Genomic DNA, 6,727 nt, shown 5'->3' with positions numbered 1-6,727 from the left:
CGCGTATCGACTATCGATAACAGGCTTGACTGTACCGGTTTCGAGAAGTTCCTTTACGAAGGCCAGATCGTCTTTGTTAGGTTCCATCAGCAAATTACGTAGATTCTTACTCCCGACTACAGACAGTAACGGTCCGAAAATCATAGCTTGAAACAATCGACCGACTGGACCACCCACCATGACATAGGTTCCCTCTGGTGTTAATGCGCGCTTGTAATCAAACAGAGAATGTGATGCCGCAGTATCAAGAATCAAATCGTACGATTGTCTATGTTCGGTGAACTCTTCTCGGGTGTAGTCGATGACGCGGTCTGCCCCAATCGAGCGAACGATTTCCATTTTTTCCGTGCTGCAGACGCCGGTTACGTCAGCCCCGAACGATTTGGCAATTTGCACCGCAAACGTCCCGACACCGCCGGACGCACCATTAATCAAGATATTTTGGCCCGACTGAATCTGTCCAGCACCCCGAAGACCCTGAAGGGCGGTGACTGCTGCTGTCGGCACGACCGCCGCTTCCTCGAACGAAACGTCAGCAGATTTCATCACCAACGTATCTGCCGTTGCGACAACGTAGTCGGCAAAGCCGCCAAAACCACACTTCGATACGTCCCCAAATACCGCATCACCCGGGTGAAACCGCGTCACATTTTTGCCTACGGCTTCGACCCGACCCGCAACATCCATCCCGAGTATCTGTAATTTCGGTTGTAGAATACCACCGTACATGAAGCGGACTAAGAACGGTGACCCCCTCATGAGATGGCAGTCACCAGCGTTCACCGACGCTGCACGAACGTCTATCAATACCTCACTGTCGTTGGGGGTCGGCCTATCCACTTCTTTTTGTTCGAAAACACTGGGATCGCCATACTCAGAGTACACAACTGCGTTCATTTTGTCTCCGTCCTGCCTTCCAGTCGCCGCATCGACCGTCATATTCGCTGAACGATGACTCCTATCTTCCGCATTACCATAATCTACCATGGCGATTATTTCTTATTTGTATTATATATTTGAGACAACATAATCGTTGGTTTGCTACTCCGATTCGAGGACCCGCGCATGTAGTTTTACCAGACCAGTCAGCATCCGCTTCACCGCAAGACAGAACAAAACGACGTGCTGTCGGAGGGTAAATCGTATCCGTAAACCGTCGGGAACTGTGCTACCGCCCGGTAAGCCAGCACGATAGGCAGACAAACAACAAGGCCCGTGTGTTAAATAGTGGCATGGAGAATACTATACAGTGAGACAATGGGAGCGACTAGCAAGTTTACAGACAGAACCGAGGCGGGACAGTTACTCGCAGAGGAGCTCAATCGACGCGATATCGAGGCGGATATCGTACTCGCCATCCCACGGGGTGGGCTTCCGCTCGGGCGGCCTGTCGCGGACGCGCTCGATGTCCCGCTCGACATCGTTGTCGCGAAGAAAATCGGAGCGCCGGGGAATCCCGAATATGCGCTCGGCGCGGTTACGAGCGACGGGAGCGTCTGGCGTAACGAAGAGGGTCTCCGTGGGTTCGGTGATAACGAGGAGTATTTCGAACAAAAGCGGGCAGAGGAGGCGGAAAACGCGCGCGCAAAAGCAGAGCGCTACCGAGAGGGCGACGCACCCGACTTGACCGATAAAACGGTCGTCATCGTCGACGATGGAGTGGCGACGGGGTCGACCATCAAGGCTTGTATTCAACCAGTCCGTACCGCTGCAGATCGGGTCATCGTCGCGGTCCCAGTTGGGCCACCACACACGATAGACGAGGTTCGACAGATGGTCGACGAGGTCGTCTGTCTCCAGACACCGAGTAGCTTCATGGGTGTCGGTCAGTTTTACCGCAACTTCGAACAAGTGACTGACGAAGAGGCGATGACATACCTGGAACAGGAGTCGTAATCGGGTGAATAGTGACCCGATACCACTGATTTCACCTATTGCAACTATTCCTCATCGGGAACCAACTGCTGATGCGCAGTTGATACACAGGCCAGTCTCTTCGTCATAGTGGGTGTGACAAACGAGTGCGCCGCACTGCTGACACTGCTGTTCGGCAGCCATCGATTCACACACCTGACAGAGTCCGTGGATACTCATATTAGCTCGTGGTAAACACCGGAATATCTGACCGACCGACGAGGCGCGCAGTCGTGCTTCCGAGTAGGTGCTCAGGTCCCGCACTCCGGCCACGAGTCCCCAAGGTGATAACATCGGCGTCAACGCCGTCAGCATAGGAGAGGATTTCGTCCTCTGGGACGCCCCGTAAGACGGTCGTTGTCACCGGGAGGTTCCGGTCGCGAGCAGTTGTTTCGATATCGGTGATTGCATTCTGACCGCCCTGCTTGAGGAGACCGACGATGCTCCGAGGAGCATCTCCAAGCCCGTAGGTCGTCGTGTCGATAACGTACACCACGTGAACGTCAGCGCCGTATCGCTCGGCGATACCAAGCCCGTGTTCGGCAGCACGTTCTGCAGCGTCGCTGCCGTCGGTCGCGACGACGACGTCGTCATACATGGCGTAGCCCTCAGTCGGGACAGTCACGTCTGGGGCAACCCGAACGGACATCACCGGTACGTCCGAGAGTGCAACCACTCGTTCCGTCGCCCGTCCCGTCAAGAACTCCCCGCGCCCCGCTTCACCGTGGGTCCCCATCATCACGAGGTCGATGTCGTTCGCTTCGATATACTTGGTAATTACTCGATGCGGAATGCCTTCGCTGACGGTACGAACGGCCGCGATTCCACTCTCGTCGGCTCGTTTCTGTACCTGCTGGGTCATATCCCGCCCGCGCCGCTCGGAGTAGTTCCGTAATTCGTCTCGTGCTGAAGACCCTAAACCAGGTGGTTCAGGGCTGGTATCGACGACGTAGAGGATGTGGACCGTTGCGTCGCCAATTCGAGCGAGGTCGAGCGCCCGGACAACTGCCGCTTCAGCTTCCGAACTGCCATCCATCGGAAGGAGTATCTCGTCGTACATACTGGCGTTTATCTACGGTTTCGAGAATCAAATAACCCAAGCTCAGAGCATGTGTATCTCGTGTGTGCAGCGGTGTATTCGATGTTCAAGAATACGCTCAGACCAGCTTCCTTCCTACCGATAGAGCGTGTTTATCGGGCCTAAAAGTCTACCTGCGATTCTCACTTGGTGGTAGGCGCAGTCGAAATTTTGTCGAGTGCTACCATACACCTATATAGCTATGCCAGTGAAAAATATCGCCGTCGACGCGATGACAACCAGTCGGGAAGCCTCGGTTACAGACCTCGCTCAGACGATGCTGGACGAACAACTCGGTGACCTCGTCGTCGTCGAAGGCGACAAGCCAGTCGGGATGGTCACAGACCGTGACATCGCCCTCGCCGTCGCAGAACACGACGATGTAACCCAACTCACTGCCGAAGACATCATGACGGCAGATCCGCTTACGATTCACGAGGACGCGACAGCAGTTGACCTTCCGGCCAAGATGGCGGAGGGACAGGTCCGTCGGATTCCTGTCGTTGACGACGGAGGGGCACTCGTCGGCATCGCCACGCTCGACGATGTCGTCGCAACGACGGGCGAGATGTTGAAAGACGTTGCGACGGTAATCGAATGGCAATCTCGCGAATACAAGCCAGAGGACTGACTCTCGTAACCACACCTTTTCGTTTGCGCTTCGTCGGTCACCAAACACTGCGCCGTCTGCTCCCGAGAACGGTCGTTCTGGGCTCCCACAATCAGTATTCGAAACCGAACAGCAAGATGTAGAAAGACACCAATGGACAATCTATGAGTACCCACCCAAACCACGAGCATTCGGACAAGCAATCACCGAGATATCGTTCTCATCCCCAGATCGAGGGGACAATCCCCTGTTGTCGTGTCTGCCAGCTAGAATCAGAGGGTGAAACGCGAGGGACGGTCTCGAAGCTACCCGATAGACACGAACATTCAGCAGGTGAGGGAGAGCACAGCCAAGAGGAGGGCGCGGACGGAGTAGGTGTGGCAGGAGTGGACGAACAGCCAGCCCACGAACACGGAACCGAGCATCCGCACAGTCACGCGGAGGCCGAACACCCCCCTTACGCAGCAGACGAGCACGACCACGAGAGGCACGAGCATGGAGTTGACTATGAAGATCAGAGAGCACACACGGACCACACCGGCCACGAACGGATGTTCCGCCGCCGGTTCTGGGTGTCGCTCGTTCTCTCGGCACCAGTCATTTTCTTCAGCGAATTCATTCAGGATGTCTTCACCTACACCGCGCCCACGTTCCCCGGGAGCGTCTGGGTCACACCCGTCCTGTCGGTGATAATTTTCGCGTACGGTGGAGTTCCGTTCCTCTCGATGGCCCGGACGGAGCTCGAGAATCGCGAACCGGGGATGATGATGCTCATCTCACTCGCTATTACGGTCGCATTCGTCTACTCCATCGCGAGCCTGTTTCTCGAAGGGACAACGCCGTTTTTCTGGGAACTCGTCACGCTGATCGACATCATGCTGCTGGGCCATTGGATGGAGATGCGCTCCGTTCGGCAGGCTTCCGGGGCGCTCGACGAACTGGCGAAACTTATGCCGGATACCGCAGAGCGGGTCACCGAGAGTGGAGACACCGAAGAAGTTCCCATCTCCGACCTGACTGTAGGAGATGTCGTGCTTGTCCGTCCGGGCGCGAGCGTTCCGGCCGACGGTGAAGTTGTGGAGGGTGACTCCTCCGTCGATGAGTCGATGATTACCGGTGAGTCTCGGCCCGTCGAGAAGGTACCCGGCACAGAGGTCATCGCCGGAACAGTCAACCAAGACGGCAGCCTCCGGGTCCAGGTGACAAAGACCGGTGAGGAGACAGCGCTAGCGGGTATCATGCGTCTCGTCAAGGAGGCTCAGCAGTCGGAATCCCGAACCCAGTTACTCGCCGACCGCGCAGCAGGGTGGCTATTCTATATCGCGCTCACCGTCGCAGGCATCACAGCTGTCGCGTGGGTCGTTGCGGTCGGGTCCAACATTACCGTCCTCGAACGGGTTGTGACGGTACTGGTCATCGCGTGCCCGCACGCACTCGGACTCGCTGTACCACTCGTGGTCGCTATCAACACCTCCACTGCTGCGCAGAACGGCATGCTGGTTCGCGACCGTATTGCGATGGAAGAAGCACGAAATCTAGATACGGTGATGTTCGACAAGACAGGAACGCTGACGAAGGGCGAACAGGGTGTCGTCGGTGTCCAGACCACGGAGGTCTGGGACGAAAAACGGGTATTCGAAATCGCGGCCGGTGTTGAGAGCGACTCCGAACACATGATCGCTCGTGCCATTCGGAACAGCGCCGAGGAACGAGGGGTACAACGAGAACAGGTCACGGGTTTCGAGAATCTTCGTGGACTCGGTGTCAGGGCTACCGCCGATGGAGAAACAGTCCATCTCGGAGGGCCCAACCTCATTGAAAAACTTGGCGTCGAGCCGTCCGGCGAAATCGCCGCCTTCGCCGCCGAAGCGGGAGCGAACGCCCAGACGGTCATTTATCTCGTACGAGAGAACTCCAAAGTTGTGGCAGCGTTCGCACTTGCGGACGTAGTCCGCGACGAGAGCCGGCAAGCCATCGAGGCACTACACGCGATGGGTATCGAGGTAGCAATGTTGACCGGTGACTCTGAAGACGTGGCGAAGGCCGTCGCCGAGGAACTCGGTATCGACCAGTACTTCTCCGAGGTCTTGCCCGAGGAGAAGGACACGAAAGTCGAACAGCTACAGTCAGAGGGGAAACTAGTTGCGATGGTCGGTGACGGCGTCAACGACGCCCCGGCACTCGCGAGGGCAGACGTCGGAGTCGCAATCGGCTCTGGGACGGACGTCGCCATCGAATCGGGAGATATCATCCTCGTCGACAACAACCCGCTGGACGTTGTCCGGCTCATTCGCCTCTCGAAGGCAAGTTACCGAAAGATGCAGGAAAACCTCGTCTGGGCAACTGGCTACAACGTGGTTGCACTCCCACTGGCAGCGGGGGTCCTCGCTCCGGTCGGTATCCTGCTGTCACCAGCAATCGGTGCAGTGTTCATGTCCCTTTCGACGATTATCGTCGCAATCAACGCTCGCCGGCTCAAGAGGGTTGATTTGTCGATCTGACATCTTCTGTGGCGGTCTCAGCCAGTCTGAAGACGTCGAAAGTCGTTTTAGTTCCCTGTCTCCTTGAACGCACCCGCGACAAGGAGAGGGAAGACGAGCGTCGCCTCTGCCTCAATTTGCGTGTAATTCGTCTCTCGTTCCTTGATTTTACCCCAAGACACAGCCTCGTTCGGCGGTGCACCGGACAGCGACCCATCTCCTTCCATCCCGGTCGAAATGTAGACGACGTAATCCGCACCGCCACGGAAGAGGTTCGTCATAATCGCGTGATGCTTCGGTACGCCACCCCCGACCGCAATAAGTCCCGTCGTGTCAGCTAACAGTCCATCTTCGATGAGTGAGTCGTAGTCGTCCAGAATCTCGATGCCGACCTCCGAGTCGTAGCCCTGACGATAGTAATAGAGGAAGTTCCCGACTTCGGCGTCTGTGAGCGCCGGACAATACACCGGCACGTCGTTATCCGCCGCTTGCTTCAAGACCGAATCCTCGTCGTCGAGCGTCTCCCCGAGTTCGCGCGCGCACGCCGTCGGCGCCCGTACCTTCTCCTCGGCGAAGAAGTCCTCGACGAAATCATAGAGGTATTCCTCCAACCAGACGTACCCGTCAGACGTAACGAAGAGGATG

At 56.7% G+C, this 6,727-nt stretch carries 6 protein-coding genes; 3 read left to right on the top strand and 3 right to left on the bottom strand.

Annotated features, from left to right (window positions below):
- The coding region (locus tag QT222_RS08965; RefSeq protein WP_491476965.1) for an NAD(P)-dependent alcohol dehydrogenase at nucleotides 1-987 on the bottom strand (987 nt) is incomplete at its 3' end.
- A gap of 270 nt (nucleotides 988-1,257) precedes the next feature.
- Here QT222_RS08965 and QT222_RS08960 point away from each other — a divergent pair.
- Nucleotides 1,258-1,896 (top strand): phosphoribosyltransferase, encoded by a 639-nt coding sequence (locus tag QT222_RS08960; RefSeq protein ID WP_004056133.1) that lies wholly within the window; start codon nucleotides 1,258-1,260, stop codon nucleotides 1,894-1,896.
- A 199-nt stretch (nucleotides 1,897-2,095) separates the two neighbouring features.
- On the opposite strand, the gene QT222_RS08955 is transcribed toward QT222_RS08960, so the two are convergent.
- Nucleotides 2,096-2,974: a universal stress protein gene (locus QT222_RS08955; protein ID WP_004056131.1), complete on the bottom strand. Its 879-nt coding sequence runs from the start codon at nucleotides 2,972-2,974 to the stop codon at nucleotides 2,096-2,098.
- Nucleotides 2,975-3,194: 220 nt separating this feature from the next.
- Between QT222_RS08955 and QT222_RS08950 the strand changes: the two genes are divergently transcribed.
- Entirely contained in the window at nucleotides 3,195-3,623 is a 429-nt protein-coding gene (locus QT222_RS08950) for a CBS domain-containing protein (RefSeq protein WP_004056130.1), read from the top strand.
- Between the two features lie 530 nt (nucleotides 3,624-4,153).
- Nucleotides 4,154-6,103 carry a copper-translocating P-type ATPase gene (locus QT222_RS08945; protein WP_491476966.1) on the top strand — a complete coding sequence of 650 codons (1,950 nt, stop codon included), beginning with the start codon at nucleotides 4,154-4,156 and terminating at the stop codon, nucleotides 6,101-6,103.
- Nucleotides 6,104-6,150: 47 nt separating this feature from the next.
- Here the strand turns inward: QT222_RS08945 and QT222_RS08940 are convergent.
- The coding region (locus tag QT222_RS08940) for a deoxyhypusine synthase family protein (RefSeq protein ID WP_491476964.1) at nucleotides 6,151-6,727 on the bottom strand (577 nt) is incomplete at its 5' end.

It is taken from the genome of Haloferax sp. s1, from assembly GCF_058382125.1.
This window is presented reverse-complemented; position numbering and strand designations above follow the sequence as displayed.

Excerpts from the sequence above, each read along its gene's own strand:
- QT222_RS08945 (WP_491476966.1), top strand. The coding sequence starts at position 4,154 with ATGTTCCGCCGCCGGTTCTGGGTGTCGCTCGTTCTCTCGGCACCAGTC.
- QT222_RS08950 (WP_004056130.1), top strand. The coding sequence starts at position 3,195 with ATGCCAGTGAAAAATATCGCCGTCGACGCGATGACAACCAGTCGGGAA.
- QT222_RS08955 (WP_004056131.1), bottom strand. The coding sequence starts at position 2,974 with ATGTACGACGAGATACTCCTTCCGATGGATGGCAGTTCGGAAGCTGAA.
- QT222_RS08960 (WP_004056133.1), top strand. The coding sequence starts at position 1,258 with ATGGGAGCGACTAGCAAGTTTACAGACAGAACCGAGGCGGGACAGTTA.